The 19,252-nt window shown below is 72.4% G+C and carries 20 protein-coding genes; 11 read left to right on the forward strand and 9 right to left on the reverse strand.

Annotated elements, in window-relative coordinates:
* The first annotated feature begins 29 nt into the window (after positions 1-29).
* The 5 genes from CWOE_RS09080 (at position 30) to CWOE_RS32680 (ending at position 6,782) form a co-directional block, all read left to right on the forward strand.
* The gene (locus tag CWOE_RS09080) at positions 30-1,430 is read left to right on the forward strand and encodes a flavin-containing monooxygenase (RefSeq protein ID WP_012933297.1); all 1,401 of its coding nucleotides are present in this window, start codon (positions 30-32) and stop codon (positions 1,428-1,430) included.
* The gene (locus CWOE_RS09085) at positions 1,427-2,065 is read left to right on the forward strand and encodes a TetR/AcrR family transcriptional regulator (RefSeq protein WP_012933298.1); all 639 of its coding nucleotides are present in this window, start codon (positions 1,427-1,429) and stop codon (positions 2,063-2,065) included. Before CWOE_RS09080 ends, CWOE_RS09085 begins: the two co-directional genes overlap by 4 nt.
* 44 nt (positions 2,066-2,109) lie before the next feature.
* Positions 2,110-3,090, forward strand: a complete 981-nt coding sequence (locus tag CWOE_RS09090; RefSeq protein WP_148260955.1) for a hypothetical protein — start codon at positions 2,110-2,112, stop codon at positions 3,088-3,090.
* Positions 3,091-3,321: 231 nt separating this feature from the next.
* Complete coding sequence (locus CWOE_RS09095) at positions 3,322-4,683, forward strand: sigma-70 family RNA polymerase sigma factor (protein WP_012933300.1); 1,362 nt, start codon at positions 3,322-3,324, stop codon at positions 4,681-4,683.
* 812 nt (positions 4,684-5,495) lie between these two features.
* On the forward strand, positions 5,496-6,782 hold the full coding sequence (locus CWOE_RS32680; protein WP_148260956.1) for a carboxypeptidase-like regulatory domain-containing protein: 1,287 nt from the start codon (positions 5,496-5,498) through the stop codon (positions 6,780-6,782).
* Between the two features lie 43 nt (positions 6,783-6,825).
* On the opposite strand, the gene CWOE_RS09105 is transcribed toward CWOE_RS32680, so the two are convergent.
* The gene (locus tag CWOE_RS09105; protein ID WP_012933302.1) at positions 6,826-7,164 is read right to left on the reverse strand and encodes a hypothetical protein; all 339 of its coding nucleotides are present in this window, start codon (positions 7,162-7,164) and stop codon (positions 6,826-6,828) included.
* Positions 7,165-7,283: 119 nt separating this feature from the next.
* Positions 7,284-7,550: a helix-turn-helix domain-containing protein gene (locus CWOE_RS09110; RefSeq protein ID WP_012933303.1), complete on the reverse strand. Its 267-nt coding sequence runs from the start codon at positions 7,548-7,550 to the stop codon at positions 7,284-7,286.
* A 156-nt stretch (positions 7,551-7,706) separates the two neighbouring features.
* On the opposite strand from CWOE_RS09110, the gene CWOE_RS09115 reads away from it, so the two are divergent.
* Complete coding sequence (locus CWOE_RS09115; protein ID WP_012933304.1) at positions 7,707-8,162, forward strand: hypothetical protein; 456 nt, start codon at positions 7,707-7,709, stop codon at positions 8,160-8,162.
* 80 nt (positions 8,163-8,242) lie between these two features.
* On the opposite strand, the gene CWOE_RS09120 is transcribed toward CWOE_RS09115, so the two are convergent.
* From CWOE_RS09120 to CWOE_RS31945, 4 genes are read right to left on the reverse strand one after another with little or no spacing between them, the layout of a single operon-like run.
* A complete protein-coding gene (locus CWOE_RS09120) occupies positions 8,243-8,878 on the reverse strand; it encodes an HAD family hydrolase (RefSeq protein ID WP_012933305.1) in 636 nt (211 codons plus the stop codon).
* The gene (locus tag CWOE_RS09125) at positions 8,875-9,756 is read right to left on the reverse strand and encodes a hypothetical protein (protein WP_012933306.1); all 882 of its coding nucleotides are present in this window, start codon (positions 9,754-9,756) and stop codon (positions 8,875-8,877) included. Before CWOE_RS09125 ends, CWOE_RS09120 begins: the two co-directional genes overlap by 4 nt.
* Positions 9,753-10,238, reverse strand: coding sequence for an FxsA family protein (locus CWOE_RS09130; protein ID WP_012933307.1), 486 nt, complete (start codon positions 10,236-10,238; stop codon positions 9,753-9,755). The genes CWOE_RS09125 and CWOE_RS09130 overlap by 4 nt, the downstream gene beginning before the upstream one ends.
* A 48-nt stretch (positions 10,239-10,286) precedes the next feature.
* Positions 10,287-10,703, reverse strand: a complete 417-nt coding sequence (locus tag CWOE_RS31945) for an STAS domain-containing protein (protein WP_081425302.1) — start codon at positions 10,701-10,703, stop codon at positions 10,287-10,289.
* 102 nt (positions 10,704-10,805) lie between these two features.
* Between CWOE_RS31945 and CWOE_RS09140 the strand changes: the two genes are divergently transcribed.
* Positions 10,806-11,102, forward strand: a complete 297-nt coding sequence (locus CWOE_RS09140) for a metal-sulfur cluster assembly factor (protein ID WP_012933309.1) — start codon at positions 10,806-10,808, stop codon at positions 11,100-11,102.
* 69 nt (positions 11,103-11,171) lie between these two features.
* Positions 11,172-12,827: a S8 family peptidase gene (locus tag CWOE_RS09145; protein WP_160165488.1), complete on the forward strand. Its 1,656-nt coding sequence runs from the start codon at positions 11,172-11,174 to the stop codon at positions 12,825-12,827.
* Between the two features lie 35 nt (positions 12,828-12,862).
* Here CWOE_RS09145 and CWOE_RS09150 read toward each other — a convergent pair whose 3' ends face one another.
* Positions 12,863-14,578 carry a WS/DGAT/MGAT family O-acyltransferase gene (locus CWOE_RS09150; RefSeq protein ID WP_012933311.1) on the reverse strand — a complete coding sequence of 572 codons (1,716 nt, stop codon included), beginning with the start codon at positions 14,576-14,578 and terminating at the stop codon, positions 12,863-12,865.
* A gap of 133 nt (positions 14,579-14,711) precedes the next feature.
* Here CWOE_RS09150 and CWOE_RS09155 point away from each other — a divergent pair, with 133 nt between their 5' ends.
* On the forward strand, positions 14,712-15,659 hold the full coding sequence (locus CWOE_RS09155) for a M28 family metallopeptidase (RefSeq protein WP_012933312.1): 948 nt from the start codon (positions 14,712-14,714) through the stop codon (positions 15,657-15,659).
* On the opposite strand, the gene lepB is transcribed toward CWOE_RS09155, so the two are convergent.
* Positions 15,656-16,303, reverse strand: coding sequence for a signal peptidase I (gene lepB, locus CWOE_RS09160; RefSeq protein WP_012933313.1), 648 nt, complete (start codon positions 16,301-16,303; stop codon positions 15,656-15,658). The two genes, CWOE_RS09155 and lepB, sit on opposite strands and share 4 nt — an antisense overlap.
* Before the next feature lie 46 nt (positions 16,304-16,349).
* Between lepB and CWOE_RS09165 the strand changes: the two genes are divergently transcribed.
* Both CWOE_RS09165 and CWOE_RS09170 read left to right on the forward strand, forming a co-directional pair.
* The gene (locus CWOE_RS09165; RefSeq protein WP_012933314.1) at positions 16,350-17,309 is read left to right on the forward strand and encodes a 4-hydroxy-3-methylbut-2-enyl diphosphate reductase; all 960 of its coding nucleotides are present in this window, start codon (positions 16,350-16,352) and stop codon (positions 17,307-17,309) included.
* Between the two features lie 32 nt (positions 17,310-17,341).
* Entirely contained in the window at positions 17,342-18,445 is a 1,104-nt protein-coding gene (locus CWOE_RS09170) for a metallophosphoesterase (RefSeq protein ID WP_012933315.1), read from the forward strand.
* Here the strand turns inward: CWOE_RS09170 and CWOE_RS30500 are convergent.
* On the reverse strand, positions 18,442-19,191 hold the full coding sequence (locus CWOE_RS30500) for a redoxin domain-containing protein (RefSeq protein WP_012933316.1): 750 nt from the start codon (positions 19,189-19,191) through the stop codon (positions 18,442-18,444). The two genes, CWOE_RS09170 and CWOE_RS30500, sit on opposite strands and share 4 nt — an antisense overlap.
* Positions 19,192-19,252 lie beyond the last annotated feature (61 nt).

The raw sequence follows: 19,252 nt of genomic DNA on the forward strand, positions 1-19,252 counted from the left end.
CCGTCATTTTTGGAGAGGGAGACGTGTCGATGACGTCGACGAGCCAGCTGCCGTCGGTCTGCATCATCGGTGCCGGCTCGTCCGGCATCGCCGCGGCGAAGGCCCTGCACGAGCGCGGGGTCCCGTTCGACTGCTTCGAGAAGTCCGACCGCGTCGGCGGCAACTGGGTCTTCGGCAACAGAAACGGGATGTCGTCGGCGTACCGCTCGCTGCACATCAACACGTCGCGCGAGCGAATGGCGTACACGGACTTCCCGATGCCGGCGTGGTATCCCGACTTCCCGCACCACACGCACATCGCGGCCTACTTCGACGACTACGTCGACCACTTCGGCTTCCGCGACGCGATCACGTTCGAGACGGGCGTGGAGCGGGCCGAGCGCGGCGCCGACGGCGTCTGGTCGCTCACGCTCGACACGGGGGAGACGCGCCGCTACGACGCGCTCGTCGTCGCCAACGGCCACCACTGGGACCCGCGCTGGCCCGAGCCGGCCTATCCGGGCGCGTTCGACGGCGCGCAGTCGCACGCGCACCACTACGTCGACAACAGACCGTTCGAGGGCAGACGCGTCCTCGTCGTCGGGATAGGCAACAGCGCGATGGACATCGCGGTCGAGTCGAGCTTCGTCTCCGAGCGCACGTTCCTCTCCTCGCGCCGCGGCGCGCACGTGCTGCCGAAGTACCTCTTCGGCCGCCCGCTCGACCAGATCGGCGTCAACCGCTTCACCGGCGCGATCCCATGGGCGGCGCGGCGCGTCGTGCTGGAGGGGCTCTACCGCCTCGGCGTCGGCCGCGTCGAGGACTACGGTCTGCCGAAGCCCGACCACAAGATCGGCTCGGCGCACCCGACGATATCGGCCGACTTCCTCAACCGGATCGCGCATGGCGAGATGCAGCACAAGCCGAACATCGCGTCGTTCGAAGGTGGCCGCGTGCACTTCGAGGACGGCACCGTCGAGGAGATCGACGCGATCGTCTGGTGCACGGGCTACAAGGTCACGTTCCCGTTCTTCGACGAGGACTTGATCGCGGCGCCCGAGAACGACCTGCCGCTGTTCCGCCGCGTCTTCCACCCGACGCTCGACAACGTCTTCTTCGTCGGGCTGCTGCAGCCGCTCGGCGCGATCATGCCGCTGTCGGAGGCGCAGGGCAACTGGATCGCCGAGTACCTGCGCGGCGAGTACGCGCTGCCCGACCCGCAGGCGCTCGCGCGCGACATCGAACGGGAGCGGCGCAAGATGTTCAAGCGCTACGTCGCCTCCAAGCGCCACACGATGCAGGTCGACTTCGACAACTACCTCCACGACCTCGCGCGCGAGCGGCGGGCGGGCGTGCGGCGGATGCGCGAGCACGGCTTCGCGCTGCCGGTGCCGGCGCGGGCCGGCAACGAGCCGGCCGGCGCCGGTGCGGAGGTCGGGACGGCATCGTGACGCAGACGGCTGCGGAGACCGGCAAGCGCGAGCGCACGAAGGCCCAGAACCGCCGCGCGATCCTCGACGCGGCGCGCGAGGTGTTCACCGAGATGGGCTACGACGCGGCGTCGATCCGTGACGTCGTCCGCCGCACGGAGCTCGCCTCGGGCACGTTCTACAACTACTTCCCGGACAAGGCGTCGGTCTTCCACGCGGTGCTGGAGGAGCGCACGACGGAGCTGCGCCGGCGCCTGCGCGAGGTGCGCCTGCGCGAGACGACGCTCGACGCGGTCGTGCACGAGGGCTTCCGCGTCTACTTCTCCTTCATCGTCGAGGACCAGCCGCTGTTCGAGCTGCTGCGCCGCAACGCCGGGACGGTGCAGACGATGTTCGACACGCCGGCGCTCGAGGCCGGCGTCTACGAGCTGTTCGAGGATCTCAGCGCGGTCGCGGCGCGGATCGACCTGTCGCCGGCGATCGACCTCGACTACCTGTCGGCGGCGATGGGCGGGGTCGCGTTCGAGCTGGGGATCCGGATGATCGAACAGCCGCAGCCGGACGTCGAGCGGACCGCGCGCTTCGCCAGCGAGCTGTTCCTCGGCGGGATGACGCGGCTTGCAGGCGCCTCGGCGGGCTCGTCGGCGCCGGCCTGACCGCGCGCACCTGCCGATCGCAACTAGAATCGACGCAGTCGCCTGTGCCGTCGTTCTGCCGCCACAACCGCTTCGCCGCCAACTGCCCGATCTGCTCCAAGGAGCAGGCCGAGGCAGCAGCTCCTCGTAGCTCCGGCGTGAGGTCGACCGGCGGGCACGTGACGCGCAAGCGCACGACGACGGCGAGCGGCGCGAGAAGCCGCTCGACGAACAACAACCTGCGCGTGCGCAAGGTGACGCGCGCGAGCGACGACGGCTTCCGCTCCTCGCTCGTGCCGGGCATCAAGGCGACCGCTGACGCCGAGCGCCTCGCGGAGGAGATCGCGTTCGCGCAGGCGCGCCTCGGCACGCTCGCCGCCGCACCGCCCGGGCTGTACGCCGAGGTCGCGAGCGAGCCCGACCGCGAGGAGGCGGCGTGGCTCGCGTTCCTGATCGCCTACCTCGGGCCGCTCGACGGCGACGATCCGTTCGCCGGCGTGCGCGCCGCGCGCACGACGTGGGCCTCCGGCGAGCTGCCGGACCTCGCCGACGTGCCGCTCGGGCCGCGTACCTCGCACCAGCCGTCGCGGGGCACCGCGACGTTCGTCGCTTACCGCGGCTGGGCCGAGCGGGCGGGGTCGCAGGAGACGGCGTTCCGCGGGGAGACCGTCTGGAGACCGGACCGCCGCTTCGCCCGCGTCTACGAGCGGATGGCGCTGCAGGGGCTCACGCGCGACGCCCGCTTCGATCTGCTCGTGGCGCTCGGTCAGCTCGGCTCCTACGAGCTGCGCGCGGCGTCGCTGCAGCTCGGCGGCGACGACGAGACGACCGTCGCCGCGAAGCGCGTCTTCGGGATCGGCGACACGCTGCTGCTCGAACGGCGTGCCCAGGATCTCGCCGACGCGGGCGAGGTCCAGATCGCCGCGCTCGACGTCGGACTCTGGAACTGGGGTCGCCCGCGTGCGCAGCGCGCGACCCTCGGCGTCGCCGCCGACGAGCCGGACGCTGACGCGTACGCGTCCGTCGCAGGCGCGCTCGGTCTCTGAGCGCTCGCGGCACACCCGCAAGTCGCCTGCTGTAGTACCACGTTCCTGACGGACATTCGTCCGTAAACAAGGTCGTTCACGGCTTCGATTTGCCGCAATTTGCGGCAATTCTCCTCACTCCCGGGGGAGAGTCGCATGCGTCCCTGCGCTCTGTCGGCCGATGACAGCGGAAGTGTGGGATCTGGCGCGTCGGCGATGGGTCGGATTCCCACCGAAACCAGGGAGGGTGGGATGGGTCGCACGGGCGGTCGACGGGGGAGAGAGGCGGAGGAGCGCGTGTTCGCGCTGGTGCGCGAGCACGCCTACGAGCTGCTGCGGTTCGCGCGGCGATTCTCGTTGTGCGAGGACGACGCACAGGACGCGTACCAGCGCGCGCTGGAGATCCTCGTGCGGCAGCTGCGGAGAGGGACGCCGCCGCAGAACACGCTTTCCTGGCTTCGGACGGTCGTACGGCATGAAGCCTCGCAGGTGCGCGAGGAGCGCGAGCGGCGGATGAGCCGCGAGCAGCACGACGTCGAGCAGCAGCGCAACGAGCGCGCTGACGACCCGGCGGAGCGCGCGGAGCGCTTCGAGCGGCTGGCGCACACGGCGGAGGCGCTGCGGCGGCTGAAGCCGCAGGAGGTGACCGCGCTCGTGCTGCGCGCGGAGGGGCTGTCGTACGAGGAGATCTGCGAGCGCACCTCGTGGAGCTATACGAGAACGAATCGGTGCGTGACCGAGGGTCGCCGGGCGTTGGTCGCGCGGCTGCGGGCGATCGAATCGGGCGAGGAGTGCGAGCGCTGGCTGCCGCTGCTGTCGATGCTGGCGGACGGGGAGGCGTCGGCGCGCGAGCTGACGGAGCTGCGTCCGCACCTGCGGTCGTGTGCCGCCTGCCGCGCGACGCTGCGCGGCTTCCACGAGGCGCCCGGGCAGGTCGGGGCGCTGGTGCCGGCGGCCCTGCTGCCGGTGGCGGTCGGCGCGGATCCCGGCGGCACGATCCGCCACGTCGAGACGATGATGCACTGGCTGCTGGAGAGAGCGACCGTGTCCGCGATGCGCATGCAGGGCGCGATCGACGCGCTGCCCGGCACGAAGATCGCCGCCGTCGCCGCGTCGACCGTGGCGGTCGCGGGCAGCGGCGCGGCGATCGAGCGCGCCGCGACGAACGGGCCGGATCGCGATCGGCGTGGGCGGTCGGCACAGGTCGCCGCCGCCTCCGCCGCGACGCGCCCGACCGCGATGGCCCCCGCCGCGTCCGCGCCGCTGCTCGCGGGAGTCGGCGCGGCCCAGGCGGCGACGCCGCCGTCCGGCTCGCCCGCCGACCGCCTCGCCCCACCGGACGGCGACCGCCGCACGAGATCCGGCGAACCGATCGGCGAGTTCGCACTCGAACCGATCGTGCGAGGTGGGGAGGACAGAGACGCCGCTCGTCGCGGCACCCCGCCACCGCCCCGCCGCGAGCCGGAGCCGACCACCGGCCCGGCAGCGACCGCGTCGGCGCCACCGTCCTCGCCGGCCCCGTCAGCCCCACCGGCCGAGCCTGCACCAGCCCCCGCCACCGACCCCGCCGCCCCCGACGGCGAGTTCACCGGCTTCGAGTCCACCACCGAATAGCGAGGTCGCACCCCATGACACGCCCCCGATTCCTCCTCATCGCCCTGATCACCACCCTCCTCACGGCCACCGCTGTGGCGCGTGCAGGCACCTACTCCGTCCACAGCTGCAGAACCCCAAGCGGCACCTGGGTTGGCGCTGAGGGGTGGAGTGCGGAGGCGGACACACCCGTGGTCGGCCGAGATAGTGGCGTGATACGCCGCTGTACATCACCAGATACGGCGCTCACGCTCGAATTCGGCGCGACAGGTTTGCCCGTCGCAACAGGCAGCTGGATTCGGAGTGCTTTCGTCGCACCGGATGACACCGTGATCACGTCTGTCTCGATGCTGCGCGCGTTCGATGTCGCCTGGCCAGTCGTCCCAGGAGTGAGTGACCGCCCATACGCATTCCAGGCGTGGTATGGAAGAAATGAGTCCTCAAGATTGGTCGATTTTCAGGCGCCGCTGGCGAGAGGGGAGGTGCTGGACCGGCCACTGCCAGTCCTGATCGAGGAAAGAGGGGTGAGTTGGGGCTCCTTGACCCTCGCGCTGCGTTGTTGGCCACTGGTCGGAACCCTGGAATGCGGGCCACGATCGGCATGGGCTGAGGTGCCGCGCGCCACCCTCGAACTCACCGACACTCGTCCTCCGACCGGCAGCGGCGCTCTTGTCGGCACAGGGCCGGTTCGCGGCACGGGCCGGGTTGGGTTCGATGCGGCGGATGCGGGTGGCGGGGTGTATCGCTCGATACTCGCGGTCGACGGCGTCGAGGTCGCGCGTGGGGTCGTGGACGGGAACGGCGGACGGTGCAGGGATGTGGAGCCGGGGAGCGTGGATCCGTATGAGTTCGCGGCTCCGCGGCCGTGTCCGCTGGAGGCGAGTGGGGAGGCGGTGTTCGACACGCGGGGGCTCAGAGACGGGGATCACGCGCTGGCGCTCAGCGTCGAGGACGCCGCCGGCAATGTCACGCTCGTCCACGCCACCGACTTCGTGACGCACAACGCGCCCGTGTCGCTCGACGCTCCCGGCCTCGGTGGCGATGCCCGCGTCGGCGGGCATCTCGACGTCTCCGACGGCCGCTGGGACGGGGCACCGACGGTCCTCGAGCGGCGCTGGCTGCGGTGCGACGCCAGCGGCGCCGGCTGTGCGCCGATCGCCGGCGCCGGCGGCGCTCGCTACGTGCCGACCGCAGCGGACGCCTATCGGCGGCTGGTCGCGGAGGTCGTCGCGGGCAACGCCGGCGGCACCGTCGCCGCGCGCTCCGCGCCGAGCGCGCTGATCGCCGACACCTCCGGGCGCACCGCTCCGGTCGACGACACTCCCGCCCAACCCGCTCCGAGAGACGACAGACCCGGGCCTGACAGGCCGGCCGTGCCCGCTCCCGCCGCCGCCCCCAGCGCGCCGCCGATCGACACGGGCGGCATCGGGAGACTCGAGAACCCGGTCGCCAGACAGGGTGGGCACACGCCCAACGGCACCGGCGCCTCTGCCCAGGCGCGCATCTCGGCGGCGCTGCGGCGCGCCGGCGGCGGCAGCGCCAGAACGGTCCGCTCACAGCGCGCCACGCGCTGGACCGCGACGGGACGCCTCACCGACGAGCACGGGCGCCCGATCGGCGGCGCGCGGGTCAACGCCGCCGTCCGCGTCCTCGGCCGCCGCTGGGTCGCGCGCGACGTCATCCGCACGACCGCCGACGGCCGGTTCACTTACACGCTCCCCGCCGGCCCCAGCCGTGACGTCAGATTCACCTACTTCCCGTTCGCCGACAGTCGCAGCTTCCGCGCCTCTGACACGCTGCGAATCGACGTCTTCTCACCTCTCACCATCAATGTCGACCGCCGAACGGTGACAGGCAGGCGGATCGTCACCATCAGCGGTCGGGTGAACGGTGACCGGATTCCCTCCAGCGGCCTGCTCGTCACCCTCCAGGGACACCAGCGCGGCTTCGGCTGGCGCACCTTCCGCACGCTGCGAACCTCGCGCCGCGGCACGTGGCGCACCCAGTACCGCTTCCGCTCCTCCTCCGGTCGCTTCGCCTTCCGCGCGATCGTCCCGCGGCAGGGTCGCTACCCGTTCCTCACCACGACCTCACGGCCGGTCACGGTCGTCGTCGTCTGACGCGTACGGCGGCGGGGAGCCCTGGTTCGGCTCCCCGCCGCCGTCACCCGCCGAGCCGCTGCGCTTTGCGCTGCCGCTCGACCATCAGCTCCACGACCTCTCGATCGAGCCGCGTGATGCGAACGATCTGCTCCGTCGAGAAGCCCGCTCTGCTCGCGAGCCCGACTCGCCGCTCCAACGCGCCCATCGCCGAGCGCACGCCCTGCAGCGCGTCGGCGTCCCACCGCAGGCGCGGGCGCTCCGCTGCGCGGTAGTCGATCACGGCCACCGCGGCGCCGAAGAAGTCCAGCGCCGAGTTGAACAGGCCGCGCTCGACCGCCGAGACGACGTTCGTCTGCTCGAATGCGACGTCGCGGTCGCTTTGACCGCTGGTGATTCCCATCAGCACCCCTCGCTGCACGTTATGCGTTCGGTGAACGCCAGCGTTCCCCATGTTTGCAGCCGCTGGCTTACGACGCAAACGTCGTAAAATCAGTCGATCGGCTGCGTCGTCGGGCGCGCTCAGTCGCCGTCGGCCGTCGCAGCCCCCGGGAGGGCTGCGATCCGCTCGGCGCGCGTGAACAGCTCGGAGCACGGCATGTCCAGCCCCGACACGAGCCGCAGCAGCGTCCGTGCCGTGGGATTTCCGATCCCGGCTTCGAGCTCCCAGATCCGTCGTTGCGGCACGCCGGTACGCAGCGAGACCGCCTCCTGGGTCAGTCCGAGCTCCTCGCGGCGCTCGCGCAGCGCGCGTCCGAGCGCGCGTAGAAAGGGCGTGGCATCCGGCACCGCGCCACCCTCCGTGCAGGCCGTTCCTACTTCAACGACATTTACGTCGTGCGGGGTGATGTCGTGATTCTGACGTCAGAGGATTTTTGCCGTCCACACCGAGCCGTACAGTCCTGCACGATCAGTTCCTCGATCCGTCCCGACACGGGAGCCCCGATGTCCCTCTGCTTCATCGAGCCGCAGAACGCCATTCGCGTGATCGCCAACTCCGTCGGCCGGGAGGCGCGTCGGCAGCTGCTCGGAGAGGTGGTCCGGGCGTGGGTCGACGAGATTCCGGACGCGGAGCTGGACTCCCACTACGCCAAGGCCGTCGCGGACCTGGACGAGCACGACCTCTCGATGCTCGCAGCCTGGCACGCCTCGCTCGAGGTCGGTCATCCGATCGCGAACAAGGAGTTCCTCGTCAACGTATTCGCCTCGCTCGGCGAGAACCGCCGCGAGGCGCTGAAGATCGCCGCCGGCTTCCGCGGTGAAGAGGCGTTCGACGCCGGCGTCGCCGAGGAGCAGTCGCTGGAGATGGTGCTGCCGTTCCTGTCCGACGCCCGCTGCCGTGAGCTCGCGCAGGAGTGCGTCGAGCTGTACTGCTGGGACCGGCTCGGCTCCGAAAACTAGTCCGATCGGCTGAAGCCGACCGGATTGCGAGTTCCACGGCGGGAAGCCCGGCGCGTCGCCGCGCAGATGGGAACTCGCGGCTACTGGAGCAGCGCTTCGACGTCCGCGATCGCCTGGTCGGTCTCGCGGAAGTGCACGGCGCCCATGCCGAGCGCGCGCGCCGCGTCGCAGTTGACCTCGAGGTCGTCGAGGAAGAGCGTCGCCTCGGCCGCGACGCCAAGGCGCTCCAGCAGCAGCTCGTAGATCGCCGGGTCCGGCTTGCGCATGCCGACGAACGCGGAGTCGACGACCAGCTCGAAGATCTCGTCGATCGGCAGCATCGCGCGCCACAGCGGCTCCCACTCGCGCACGTTGTTCGTCAGGATCGCCATCCGGTAGCCGCGGCCGTGCAGCGCGCGCATGAACGAGAACAGCTGCTCGTTCGGGTGCAGGGCGGAGAAGAACGCCTCGCCGAAGCCGTCGAGCTCGATCGTGCGGCCGACCACGTCGTCGAGCGCGGCGCTCAGCTTCTCGACGAACTGCTGCTCCGTGATCGTGCCCTTCTCCAGCTCGAACAGCGGCTGGACGCCCCCGTCGCGCTCGGCGGCTCGGGCCATCGCGGCGCCGAGCGCCTCGAGCGGGATCCCGCGCGCCTCCTGGAACGCGGCGAACGCGTCGATCAGCGGCGTCGTCAGGACGCCGCCGAAGTCGGAGACGATCGCCTCGACTCTGCTCACGCGCGTCGCAGCAGGTCGTAGCGGCCGACGCCGCGTTGGCCTTCCATCCGCCACTCGAAGAAGGCGCAGTCGAGTCGCAGCTCGCCGAGGTCGAACGTCGTCCCGCAGACAGCGTCGCCGGCGGCGCGCAGCGGACCGTGCTCGCCCTCCTCGTCGACCCACAGCTCGAGGCCGGCGCGCAGCTGACGTCCGTCGGCGTCGATCGCGGTCGACAGCCGCGGGTCGTCGATCGCCGTCGGCTGCTCGTCGAGCAGGTACGCGCTGACGACTTCGTCCTCGTGACCGGCGGCGCCGCGCGGGCGCACCGACGCGAGCGTGACGCCGTGCTCGTCGTCGAGCCAGACCGCGAGCGTGCGCGACAGCTCGATCCGCTGCCAGTCCGGCGCGCCCCACTGATGGCCCCGTTGGCCGAGGCAGTCGACCTTCCAGCTGCGCTCGCCGACGAGCACTCTGCCGCGGACGCGGCAGAGCTGCTCGTAGCCGTGGAACGCGGCGGCGCTCGCGGCGAGCGCGCCCTGGCCGATCTCGGCCGGCGCGCCGAGCGCGTCGAAGCGCAGCTCGAAGCCGCCGTCGTCGCCGTCGTAGGAGACCGTCCAGCTGCGCAGCGGCTCGACGATCGCGGCGGTCACGTCGCCGGCCTCGACGCGTGTCCAGTCGAGCTGCGCCAGCTCGACGGCGCCGGAGGAGCCGACCGCGACGACGCCTCTGTTGTGGAACAGGAGCGCGATGCTGCTGGTGCGCGGCGGGGTGCCGGGCACGAGCCCGATCCGCGCGCTGCCGTAGAGGCCGGTCGCCGGGTCGCCGAAGGCGTAGGTGACGGCGTCACCGAAGCCTTCGCCCTCGGCGGGGCGGGGGGATTCGTGCTCTGGCCCGATCATCCGCGCAGCTGCGGGCCGGGGCCGTCGACGTCATGTCCGGTGGAGTCCACGTCGTAATCCTGCCGTGCGCGAGCGCGCGATGCTCCGCCGACGCTCCCGCCGACCGCGGCGGCGGTCATCACCATCCGGCCGCGCGCGCCGCTCAGCAGCGCCTTGCGGACGAGCACGCGGGAAGGCGGCAGGAGCAGCAGCAGCCCGAACACGTCGCTGATGAAGCCGGGCACGATCAGCAGCATCCCGCCGAAGATGACGAGCGCGCCGTCGACGACCTCGCGGGCCGGCGCGCGGCCGGCGTTGAGGGCGCCGCGGAAGCGGCGCCAGACGAGCCGGCCCTGCGCCCGCAGCAGCACGGTGCCGAGCACGGAGGAGAGGATCAGCAGCCCGATCGTCGGCAGCGCGCCGATCGCCTGGCCGACCTGGATGATCACGTACAGCTCCGCGATCGGGACGAGCAGCAGGAGCAGCAGCAGGAGGATGACCATCACCTCAGAGACTACCCGTGCGCCACGCCGGGCTCAGAGCGAGCGGCGTCAGGCGTGGGCGACGCGCACGCGCGCGGCGGAGGGCGTCAGCCCGGGCATCGTCGCGGTCGCGCGGTCGACCCGGACGTCCGGCAGGCGGTCGAGCCCGACCAGCTCGATCAGCGCGACGATCTGCGGCTGGGCGTTGCAGAGCGCGACGGCGAGGCCGTCAGCACGCAGCCGGCGCGCGAGCATCATGAAGTCGAGCATCAGCGAGGCGTCGGCCCAGGTCAGCTCGGAGAGGTCGATCACGACGTCGGACTGCGCCTTGATCGCGCGTGCGAGCGCCGGACGCCGGCGCGCCTGCGTCGCTCGGTCCTCGTCTCCGGAACAGCGCAGCGTCGGCGGGTGTTCGGCGTAGTCGACGATGGGCGCGAACCTAACGAACCCTTCAGCATCTGCGCAACTAGATAAGTGGACTCTCACCTTCGTCGGGTCACAACCGGCGTCGCCGCGACCGACGCGCGCGCGTACGCGCGCGAGAGCGCGCGAGCGGGGTCTCGCGACGCGTCGTCTAGACTCAGATCCGTGCCCACGATCGAAGAAGTGAACGACGCGCTGTCGAACGTCATCGACCCCGAGCTGGGGCTCGACTTCGTCGAGCTCGGGCTCGTCTACGACGTCGAGGTCGACGGCTCCACCGTCAACATCACGTTCACGCTGACGACGCCGGCGTGCCCGATCGGCCCGCAGGTCAGCGAGCAGATGGTCGAGTTCGTCGGCGAGCTCGACGACGTCGACCACGTCAACCCGAAGATGGTGTTCACGCCGCCGTGGTCCCCGGACCGCATGAGCGAGGACGCCAAGTTCGCACTCGGGTTCTGACGCGCCCGTAGCGGCCGCGCACCCGCCGCGTATGGCGGGCGGCACGCGCGTGCGCACTATGCTCGGATGATGGTCCGCCGCGTGCTGCCGACGGTCGTCGCGGGGCTCGTGCTCGCAGCGTCCGCAGGCCCCGCGAACGCCGCGCCGACCGGCCGTCTCGTCGTGCTCGGCGAGCCCGGCGCCGCGGCCGCGGTCCGCGCCGGCGCGGCGGCAGCCGGCGAACGGCGCGCGGGACCCGACGTGCCGCAGATCGGCCTCGTCACCGTGCGTCCGCGCCGCGGCGAGTCGCTCGCCCACGCCGCACGTCGGATCGCGGCACGACCCGGCGTCACGCACGTCGAGACCGAGCGGCGCATGCGCCTGCGCGCGCTGCCGAACGATCCCGCGCTCGCGACGACCGATCCGGTCGCCGGCACGTTGACGTCGCAGCTCCCGTCCGGCACGCCGCAGCAGTGGACGCCGCAGCGCGAGGGCTTCCCCGGCGCATGGGACGTGACGAAGGGCGCGACGGCGCTCGTCGGCGTGATCGACACCGGCGTCGACGCGAGCCATCCTGACCTCCAGGGGAAGCTCGCGCAGCTTGTCGACCAGCAGCAGCCCGCGGGCCTCAGAGGACCCGCTGGCGTCGACGAGGAGGGCCATGGGACGCACGTCGCCTCGCTCGCCTGCGCCGCGACTGGCAACGGCATCGGGATCGCGGGCGCCGGCCACGACTGCCGGCTCGTGATCGAGAAGACCGACCTCAGCGACGCGAGCATCGCGGCGTCGATCGTCGACGCGACCGATCGCGGCGTCCACGCGATCAACATGAGCTTCGGCGCCGACGGGACGCGGCCGGCGAGCGTCGCGATCAAGCGCGCCGTCCGCTACGCCGCCCACCGCGACGTCGTGCTCGTCGCGGCCGCCGCCGACGAGCCGGTCAGAGAGCAGGGCGACCCGTCGAACCTGCTGCAGCCGACCGGCACCGGGCCGGACCTCGACGCCGGCGTGGGGCTGAGCGTGACGGCGGCGACCTACGCCGACGAGCGGGCGTCGTTCGCCGGTTTCGGCTCGCAGATCTCGCTCGCCGCGTACGGCGCGGCCGGCATCGCCGGCTCGGCGCCGCCCGGCATCGTCGGCGCCTTCCCGAGCGGGCTGACGCGCTTCGAGCAGGGCACGCGGCCGTGCGGCTGCCGCACCAGCGTCGGCGGCGACACGCGCTACGGCTACCTCGCGGGCACGTCGATGGCGGCGCCGCAGGTCGCCGCGGCGGCCGCGCTGGTGCGGACGCTGAACCCCGACCTGCCCGGCCGCGAGGTCGTGCGGCTGCTCAAGCGCACCGCCAGCCGCCCCGCCGGTGCGGGCTGGAGCGCCGACCTCGGCTGGGGCATCCTCGACGCGGGACGGGCGCTGGCGAGCGCCCGCACGATCGACCGTGGGCGACCGGTCTCGCAGCTGTCGGCGGCGCCGGGCGCGCGCGCCGGCACGGTCAGCCTGCGCTGGACGGCGAACGACCCCGCACCTGAGGGCGTGCTCGCCAGCGGCGTCAGAACGGTGGAGGTCGTCGCGGTGCGGCTGCCGGATCGCCGCGTGCAGCGGCGCACGCTGCGCGCCGGCCAGCAGACGACGACGTTCCGCGGCGACCCCGGCGCGCGCTACGCCTTCTTCACGCTCGCGCGGGACCGCGCCGGCAACGAGGAACGACGGCCGGCGCGCGCCGACGCCGTCGTGCGCGCGCCGAGCTAGGGCGCGCACTCCGCTCGGAGCCACGCAACGCGCCGCTACGAGTCGCGGCGGCCGTTCGGCGCGGTGCCGTTGGGCGACGACGAGCGGCGCCGGCGCGCGCGCATCGCGGCGCCCGGGCCGTCAGGACGCGAGACCGGCCCGCGCGGCAGCAGCTGCGGCTCGCCGGACGCGCTCGGCACGGCGTCGTCGCCCGCGTCCTGGCGCGGCGCGGGCGCGGGCACGGCGGCCGCGGTCGCCGGAGCTCTCGGCGTGCGCGTCGGCGGCCGTCTGCGTCTCGCTCTCGCTCTCGGCGGCGCCGGCGGCGGCTCGGTCGCGGCGCCGACAGCGGCGCGGGCGCCGGCGATACGCGCCTCCTTCGCCTTCGCGACGCGCTTGAGCTCCGCGAGCCCGTCCGCGATCCCGTCGGCGATCATGTCGATGTCGGGCAGCGCGTCGTAGTCGCCGAGCAGGCCGAAGTTGACGTTGCCGTTGTAGGACATGATCGCGATCGCGAGGCCGTGGTTCTTCGGCAGGAAGGCGATCGGGAAGAGGTCCTGCAGCTCGCGGCCGAGGACGTAGAGCGGGAACTGCGGACCGGGGACGTTCGTCGTGATGAGGTTGAACAGCCGCGTCGAGAACTGGATCCGCGACGCCTGCGCGAGGATCGTCGGCGGCGCCAGCTGCTGCACGTCGGCGAGCACCTTCGCGCCGACCGCCTGCTTGGACTCCTTCAGCCCGTCCATCGCCTCCTTGACGAAGCGCAGCCGCGCGACCGGGTCCCTGATGTAAACGGGCAGCGGGCCGCGCATCAGCACGATCTGGTTGCCGAGCTGATGTCTCTGGTCCTGCGCGCGGATCGAGACCGGCACGAGCGCGCGCAGCTCCAGCCCCTCGGTGCGGACGCCGCGCGAGCGCAGCCATCTGCCGAGCGAGCCGGAGACGGTCGCGAGGACGATGTCGTTGACGGTGCCGCCGAGCACCTTCTTGACGTAGCGGAAGTCCTCGAGCTGGTTGCGCACGATCGCGTAGCGGCGGTGCGGGCCGATCGGCACGTTCAGCGGCGTGTCGGGCGCCGGGTTCAAGCCCGCCCAGACGATCTCGCCTATGCCCTCCGCGGCTTCCCTCAGCGCTTCGACCGCCCCGCTCGGGTTGGTCGCGGCGCCGATCGCCTTGCTCGCGACGTCGATCGCCGTCTTCGCGAGCCCGGCGACGCCGGCCGCGACCAGCTCCGCGCTCGTCGGCTCGGGCCGCGGCTGCCACGGCTCCTGCTCCTGCTCGGGTCTCGGCGGGACCGGCTGGAGGTCGAACAGGACCGTCGCGAGGTCGACGCCCGAGACGCCGTCGACGAGCGCGTGGTGGGTCTTGAAGATCAGCGCGAAGCGGTTGCGCTCCAGCCCCTCGACGAACCAGCACTCCCACAGCGGCTTGGAGCGGTCGAGCTGCTGGGAGCCGATCCGCGCGGCAAGGCGGTAGAGCTGCTGCTCGGTGCCGGGCGCCGGCAGCGCGCTGTGGCGGACGTGGTACTCGAGGTTGAACGTCGGGTCGTCGACCCACAGCGGCCGGCCGCTGTCGAGCGGCGGGTACGCGAGCTTCTGCCGGTAGCGCGGCACGAAGCTGAGCCGGCTGCGGATGTGGTCGAGCACCGCGGCGAACGGCGGCGGCGGACCCTCGAAGATCGTGACCGCGCCGATGTGCATGTGCGACGCCGCGTCCTCCTGGTGGAGGAACGACGCATCAACGGCGGTCAGTCGGTCGAGGTGTTCCTGCGCCACGCGTTCTCGCCCCCAGCAGCTTTTCAGTGGTCCGGAATTTCAAGCGTATTACCGCAGGCCCGTCGATGCGAGCATGCGCGTTCGATTGCATCCCCACACGCGCCGCGTGCCCGCGCCGTGCGAAGCTGTCCCGATGGCGATGCGCGGATTGGTGGCGTGGGCGCTCGTTCCCGTCTTCCTCTGCGGCGCGATCGGGATCGGCGTGGCGATCGTCCTCGCCAACACGGGCGGGGGCGGCAGCGTGCGCGAGCGCGCGCCGGTGGCGCGCGTCGACCGCTTCGACGGTGGACGCGCATACGCCGACGTCGCCGCGCAGGTTGCGCGCGGCCCGCGGCCGGCCGGCTCGCCCGCCTCGCGCAGACTCGGCGACTGGCTGCGCCGGCAGCTGCCGGCGGGTCGCTTCGAGGCGGCGCCGGGCGGTCTGCGCAACGTCGTCGGCGTGCTGCCCGGCGAGGTGCCGGCGATCGTCGTCGGAGCGCACTACGACACCAAGCTGATCGACGGCTTCGTCGGCGCCAACGACGGCGGCGCCGGGACCGCCGTCGTGCTGGAGCTGGCGCGGGCGCTGCTGCGCGAGCGGCGCGCCGGCGGCGGCAGCGGCGGCGCGGCCGGCGCGCGCGAGATCCGCTTCGTCCTGTTCGACGGCGAGGAGTCGCCCGACGACGCGAAGGACTTCTACGCGACGGGGCTGCGCGGCAGCAAGGCGTACGCGCGGCGCCACGCGAAGGACCTCGACGCTGTCGTCGTCGTCGACTTCGTCGGGCACCGCGGAGTGCGACTGGCGCGAGAGGCCGGTTCGCACGAGCAGCTGTGGGAGCGCCTGCGCGCGGCGGGCGCGCGCGCCGGCGTCGCGAGCGTCTTCCCTGACGACGACGCCGGCGAGGTGTACGACGACCACACGCCGTTCACCCGCGCCGGCGTGCCCGCGATCGACTTGATCGAGCTCGGCTACGCCTGCTTCCACGACGTCTGCGACAGACTCGACCAGATCGACGTGCGCAGCCTCGACGCGACCGGCGAGGCGCTCGTGGAGCTGCTGCGCCGGCCCGGCGCCGCCGCGGGCCTCGACCGCGTGCGCTAGAAGACGCCGATCCGCTTCGGCGGCCAGTAGGTCGCGAACGCGGTGCCGATCAGCCAGTCCTTCGGGACCGGCCCCCAGTAGCGGCTGTCGTCGGACGCGCCGCGGTTGTCGCCCATCATGTAGAAGCTGCCCTCCGGCACGGTGATCGCCGCCGGGAAGTCGCAGCCGAAGCCGTTGCCGCAGGCGTTGATGAACGACTCTCTCTGGAGTCTGCCGTTGCGGACGACGTGCCCGCCGCGTATCGAGATGCGGTCGCCGCCGACGCCGACGACGCGCTTGATGAACGTCTGGTCGGACTCCTCCGGCGTCGCCGTCGAGCAGGCGCGCTGGCTGCCGTTGCCCTCGTCGAGCGCCCCGCAGCGGGCCGGCTGGACGTCCGCGCCGGCCGGCGGGTGGAAGACGACGATGTCGCCGACGGACGGGTCGCCGAAGTTCATGCCGACGCGGTTGACGAGCACGCGCTGGCCGATGTCGAGCGTCGGCTCCATCGAGCCGCTCGGGATCCTGTAGGTCTTCACCAGGAACAGCTGGATCAGGAAGGCGAGCAGGAGCGCGAAGACGACGATGCCGACCAGCTCGACGACCTTGCCGGTACCGGACTTCTCCTGCTTCGGCGAGAGTCCCCCGCTGTCGTTTCGCACCATCGCCACGTGAAGACCGTAGAGGGTCGCCTATGCTGTGTCGAGCCACATGCGTCCCGCCCCGGAAAAGATCCTCCTCGCCTCGCCGCGCGGCTACTGCGCCGGCGTCGACCGCGCCGTCCAGACCGTCGAGCGCGCGCTCGACTTCCACGGCGCGCCGGTCTACGTGCGCAAGGAGATCGTCCACAACAAGCACGTCGTCGAGCAGCTGCGCTCGCGCGGTGCGATCTTCGTCGAGGACGAGACCGAGGTGCCGGAGGGCTCGACGGTCGTCTTCTCCGCCCACGGCGTCGCGCCGAGCGTGCACGAGAACTCCGCCAAGCGCGGCCTCAACACGATCGACGCGACCTGCCCGCTCGTGACCAAGGTCCACCGCGAGGCGGTCAGATTCGCCGCCGACGACTACACGATCGTCCTGATCGGCCACGCGGGCCACGAGGAGGTCGAGGGCACGATGGGCGAGGCGCCCGACCACATCGTGCTCGTCGAGACCGAGGACGACGTCGACGCGCTCGAGATCGGCGACCCGGACCGCGTCGCGTACATCTCGCAGACGACGCTGTCGGTCGACGAGACGCGCGCGATCATCGCCCGCCTGCGCGAGAAGTTCCCCAACATCACCGGTCCCCGCACCGACGACATCTGCTACGCCACGACCAACCGCCAGCTCGCGGTCAAGCAGCTCGCGAGAGCGTGCGACCTCGTGCTCGTGATCGGCTCGCAGAACTCGTCGAACTCGCAACGGCTCGTCGACGTCACGCGCGAGCTGGGGACCGACTCGTACCTGATCGACCACGAGGGTCAGGTCGACGAGACGTGGCTGGAGGGGCGCCGCGTCGTCGGCATCACCTCGGGCGCGAGCGCGCCGGAGGAGCTGGTGCAGCGCCTCGTCGCGTTCTTCAGAGCGCGCGGCACCGAGTCGGTCGAGGAGCTGGAGGTCGTCCAGGAGGACGTCCGCTTCATGCTGCCGAAGCCGATCCGCCAGGCGTTGGCGGCGCAGTCGGCGTAACGCGCGCGCCGGGACCGCGAGCGCCCGCGGCCGTGGCCACCCTCCTCATCTCCGACCTCCACCTCGGCGCCCGCTGGGGCACCGACCTGCTGCGCCGACCTGAGCTGCGCGAGCCGCTGTTCGCCGCGCTCGACGGGATCGACCGCGTCGTCCTGCTCGGCGACGCGATCGAGCTGCGACAAGGGCCGCTGCGTGACGCGCTCGCGGCGGCGCGGCCGTTCTTCGAGGCGCTCGGCGCCGCGCTCGGCGACGGCGGCGAGGTCGTGATCGTGCCCGGCAACCACGACCACCAGCTCGTCGAGCCGTGGCTGGAGCGGCGCCGGCGCGACGAGCGCCCGCCGCCGCTGGAGCTGGAGCAGCGCGCGACGTGGGCGCCCGGCGACGTTGCGGCGACCGTCGCGGAGTGGCTCGCGCCGGCGCGCCTGTCGCTCGCGTATCCCGGCCTCTGGCTGCGCGACGACGTCTACGCGACGCACGGCCACTACCTCGACCGCCATACGACGGTGCCGACGTTCGAGCGGCTCAGCGCGGGCGTGATGGGACGGATCGTCGGCCGGCCCGCCGCGCATGGCGCGACACCCGACGACTACGAGACCGCTCTGGCGCCGATCTACGCGTGGTCCTACGCGCTCGCGCAGCAGGCCGACGGCGACTCGCCCGCGGCGCGCGGCACGCAGGGCGTCTCGGTGCGCGTCTGGCGCACGCTCGCCGGCGACGGCCACCGCCCGCTGCGGCGCCGCGCGCTCGCCGCGCTCTTCCCGCTCGGGATCGCGGCGGTCAACCGCGCCGGCCTGGGGCCGGTCAGGGCGGACGTCTCAGGGCCCGCGCTCGGCATCGCGGGCGCGCGTGCGATGGCGGCCGCGACGACGGCGCTGGCGGTCCCGGCCAGACACGTCGTCTTCGGTCACACGCATCGCGCGGGCCCGCGGCCCGGCGACGACCGCGAGGTCTGGACCGCTCCGGGCGGCGTGCAGCTGCACAACAGCGGCACGTGGGTCTTCGAGCGCCACTTCCTCAGCCGCACGCCGAACGAGAGTCCGTACTGGCCCGGTGGCGCGGTGCTGGTGGGGGAGGACGGTCCGCCGCGGCTGCTGGGGCTGCTCGCCGACCGCTCGTGGGACGAGCTGGCGGGCTAGGCCGGCGCGACGCCGGGCGTGAAGCAGACGGCCTCGCAGACGACGCCGTCGCCGACCTCCAGCTCGAGCACGCCCGTCGTGTGGTGCGGGTGCTCGACGAGCGGATAGCAGCCGGGGTGCGTCACCTCGATCGGCTCGCCGTTCGCGCGCACGCTGCCGCTGCCGCTCAGCACCGCCCACACGCCGCCGGCCTCGTACGGGCCCGACCACGCGCCGGGCTGGTCGGCGGTCTGGGCCGGCAGCAGGATCCCCGGCTCGTCCTCGGGGCGAACCGGCGCGACCGGCTCGCGCTCGATCCCGAGCAGCTCCTGGATCGCCAGCTCGGTCTCGGCGTAGCCGCCCTCGCCGAAGTGGAACTCGAACAGCCTGCTCTCCTGGTTCCACAGGTAGCGGCTCGGCCAGCCCTCGATCCCGTAGGCGTCCCACGCCTTCAGCTCGTTGTCGATCAGCACCGGGTAGGAGATCTCGAGCCGCGCGACCGCCGCCTTGACGGCGTCGACGTCGCGCGAGGCCTCGAAGCCGGGCGTGTGGATGCCGACGACGCGCAGCCCGGCGTCCGCGTAGCGCTCGTGCCATTCCTGCATGTAGGGCAGCGTGCGCAGCGAGTTGACGCGGCAGAAGTCCCAGAACTCGACGAGCACCGGGCGCCCGAGCTGCTTGTCCATCCGCAGCATCGCGACGTTGACCCATCTGGACATGCCGGGGAACGACGGGGCGAGGATCTCGGCTTCGGCGGGTGCGCGCATCGGGGCGGAAGGGTAGCGACGCGTACAATCGTCGGCTTCGCCGGCCGGCCCCGCGGCCGCC

It is taken from the genome of Conexibacter woesei DSM 14684 (assembly GCF_000025265.1).
Taxonomy (GTDB): Bacteria; Actinomycetota; Thermoleophilia; order Solirubrobacterales; family Solirubrobacteraceae; genus Conexibacter; species Conexibacter woesei.